This window comes from Mangrovibacterium sp., from assembly GCF_059905295.1.
Window position 1 is genome coordinate 1 of sequence record NZ_JBZQJF010000074.1, and the last position, 3,711, is coordinate 3,711.

General features: G+C 44.4%; 3 protein-coding genes. 1 reads left to right on the plus strand and 2 read right to left on the minus strand.

Annotation, left to right across the window (positions count from 1 at the left end; translation table 11 throughout):
• Window positions 1-631 precede the first annotated feature (631 nt).
• Window positions 632-1,297, minus strand: coding sequence for a Crp/Fnr family transcriptional regulator (locus AC37HE_RS04170; protein ID WP_500781526.1), 666 nt, complete (start codon window positions 1,295-1,297; stop codon window positions 632-634).
• Window positions 1,298-1,424: 127 nt separating this feature from the next.
• On the opposite strand from AC37HE_RS04170, the gene AC37HE_RS04175 reads away from it, so the two are divergent.
• On the plus strand, window positions 1,425-1,874 hold the full coding sequence (locus tag AC37HE_RS04175; protein WP_500781527.1) for an OsmC family protein: 450 nt from the start codon (window positions 1,425-1,427) through the stop codon (window positions 1,872-1,874).
• A gap of 445 nt (window positions 1,875-2,319) precedes the next feature.
• Here AC37HE_RS04175 and AC37HE_RS04180 read toward each other — a convergent pair.
• On the minus strand, window positions 2,320-3,711 hold a 1,392-nt coding region (locus tag AC37HE_RS04180), incomplete at its 5' end, for an FAD-binding oxidoreductase (protein WP_500781528.1).

Here is a 3,711-nt window from a genome sequence, read left to right on the forward strand (position 1 = left end):
ACAAATGATGCAGTTGAAAATAATCTCGAGAAAGTATTAGATCAAATCAATCTAATCTGTCGTCAAAAAATTGAGCGGATGTAAAGTCCCCTTCAGGAGATTTAGGGGTAATACCAAATGAATGAGAGCATAATTTCCTCTTCCTGCATAAGACACGGCAATCTTGGAATTCTTACCCCAAACCCCTGAAGGGGCTTAAGTAATAAGCAACACAAAGATAATTAGGTAACTTCAATGCAATGAGCAGACAAAGGACATAGGGCCATTGAGATTATTCGATTTACAAATGATGCAGTTGAAAATAATCTCGAGAAAGTATTAGATCAAATCAATCTAATCTGTCGTCAAAAGATTGAGCGAATGTAAAGTCCCCTTCAGGAAATTTAGGGGTAATACAGTTGATTAACAGTATAATTCTGCATTTCTGAAAGACATGGCAATTTCAAAATTCTAACCCCAAACCCCTGAGGGGCTTAAGCAAAATCGAGATTGTTAGAAGGCTTTGTACATTGTCCTAAAATAGGTTTACGACAACGGAGCAATCTTTCTTTTCGCCGGAGCAAATGCAAGGAAAGTAATCCCCAATACCATCAGAAAAACTTCGAACTGAAGCGAGAAGAAGGCAGCTTAATTAACCGTGATTCGAGATATCATGCAAACGAGCTGAATCCAGTATTTTAACTTGTTTACCGGTGCTCTCTACAATTCCTTCATTTCTTAGGTGTGCCATATTCTTCAGGACACTTTCTTTGGAGAAGCCAATAACGCGTGCAATATCATTTCGGCTAAGCGGCAGTTCGAATGTACTTTGTCCGTAGCTTTTCTCGAATTCACACAATAAGAAGGCAAGGGCTCCGGCCGAGTTTTTCCCGGTAAGCTTCATATGCCAATCGAGAAAACGTTCGTTGACAAGAGAGATGTAACGGATAAAAGCCATCGAAAATTCGGAATTGTGTTGCAGGTACTCCGAAAACCGATGATAATCAATAACCAGAACACGGCTGTCAGTTAAAGCCTTGGCCGAGAATCGATAAGTCATGGTCGAATACGCACAGTTCACGCCGATGATCTCACCCGGAAATAACAACATTAGCGATTGTTTCGCCGGCTGCTCACCCAGTAATAACTCCACAGCCCCTTGTTGAAGCAAATACAGATCGTTAACCGATGTTCCCTTTTTCACGATCAGCTCGCCGGCCCGAAAACTCAGACTTCTGGCCGAAGCAAACAGTTCGTCCCGTTCATCCTCTCGAAGTGCTTTTATACAAGCATTATTAGCGGTATTCAATCTTTCCATGAAGCTTCCATCCTGTTTGAAAGGTGTAAAATTACACCCCCTGCGGTTTCTTAATACATCGGCTTCCCTCGTGAAAACGGAAACCATCTTATTAACATTGCAAAATTATCATTTTAAAACATTTCACATGGAAACAATGGATATTCAAACAATTGATTTTAACGTTGAATCGAATACAAAGACAGCAACACAGTCCGAAATTTCAGTGCGTAATTTCAAGGTATTGATAGATACACCCGCTCCCCTTGGAGGAACTAACGCTGCACCAAACCCGGTTGAATATGTACTTTGCGGACTCACCGGATGCCTTCATATTCTGGCATTCAATGTGGCCAATGAAATCGGGATGAAGCTATCCGACCTGAAAATTAAAGTAACAGGGAAACTCGATCCCTCCCGGATGCTTGGGATGCCAACTGAAAACCGGGCCGGATATCAGAACATCGCTATTGAATTAAAACCCGAAACAGATGCTGATACCGAAACGCTGAACAAATGGCAACTCCTAATTGCTGAGCGTAGCCCGGTGCTTGACAATCTTATAAACACAACTCCGGTTGAAGTAAAATTGGGCTAGACATCTATTGAGCGAATGCCTTTATCTGAACCAAACTTGACCAAAGATCAAAGCTTGCTTCTCCGGCAGGTGCCGGAGAAGCAATGACGAGGTAGCTTATTCAAAGAGGAGCATTGAACGGTCAATGCTCCTTTACCTTTAACGACAACTTCGTCGTTGCGAAGAGGAGGAACGAGGACACTGCAATCTCCTATTCGCACCTTTCTGATCATTGATGGAAAAGCACGATAACGAAGCGATCTCAGCTCCAATTGGAATGGATTCGTGTGCTAACAGTTCATTATTCTTCGGATTGAGTTCGATTCGCTATTTATTCAATTCTAAAACAATTACTATAACGCGAAATAACCGCCTACCATTACAGCTTTGGTTGTTGCAAACAACAGGCAAAACGTATCTTGATCAGACTAATATTCTAAATTATCAGAGTAATGACCAGGGATCTTTACACGGAAGGCTTGATATTTTGGTTCAGCCGAAACAGATTGGTTGGATCATACTTGTTCTTTAATTCGACCAGTCGATCGTATCTTGCCGCACCATAAGCCGCTTTGACACGCGCTTCTCCCTCTTCTCCCAAAAAGTTGAGATACACTTGCCCTGTTGAAAAGGGTTGTATAGCCATTGAGAAATCACGCGTCCAGGCGATATGTTGATCAGCGTTTTCATGCTCCATCCAAAGGCCAATAACATTCAGCACATAGCGAGCATCCCGGTGAGCAAAGGCAGTCGCTTCTTTATCCGCACGTTGGATCGCACCTCCCCAGTGATGCAGATGCACTGCGGAGAAGGGCGACAGCGATTTCATTTTTGCAGTCTGCTCAACGAAAACATTAATAGCATCGTCGCTCAACTCATTGAGATATTCGGTCTTCCAGTAAGCGTTAATTCCATGAGGCGCAGATGCATCGAACATCGTTTGCAGTCCAAGATAAGGATGTGCTCCAAGCAGGTCGATCGCTGGCTGCAGAAAACTTCGCAAGGGTTTTACAGCCTGCTCACCTTCATCTACCGGTCCTGCATAACAAAGGGCTAGTGCAATCATGGGAGATCCAACCAATTCTTTGGGGACGAATGGCTCCGGTGGCGCAGTCAGGAAAGCAACCATCGTAGAAAGTTCGTCGGGCATTATAGGTGTCCATTCGCGATAAAACTGCAAGAACTCTTTCGCTTTTTCGACCGGGTAAAATACTGCCCCACCATACACATTGGGACCAACATCGTGAAGCTGGTAACTGAATGAGGTGACGATACCAAAGTTTCCACCACCACCGCAAACACCCCAAAAAAGATCGGCATTCTCCAACGGGTTGGCAGTGATCCCTTGTCCATCTGCCAGGACCATATCCACTGAAAGTAGGTTATCTACAGTCAGACCGTACTTGCGGACAAGCCATCCGAAGCCTCCGCCAAGTGTAAAGCCAGCGATACCGGTTGTGCTTACCAGTCCGCCTGTTGTCGCCAGGTTATAGGCCAGGGTGGCGTTGTCAAATTCTCCCCAGGTCAAACCGGGTTGAGCACGTGCAATACGTGCTCCAGCGTCAATCTCAATCTTTTTCATGAGTGACAGATCAATCACGATACCCTCGCTGCAAGTACCAAAGCCAGCGACATTATGGGCGCCACCACGCACAGCCACAAGCAATTTTTGTATCCGTGCAAAGTTTATGGAGGCCACAACATCTTCTTCATCGGTGCAGCGAACAATCAAAGCCGGATGTTTATCAATCATCCCATTCCAGACTTTGCGGGCATCATCATAATCCATATCGCCCGGTTGAATAAGCCGGCCATGCAGATTTGCCTTGAACTTATGTATAATTGTTTGATCGATCAT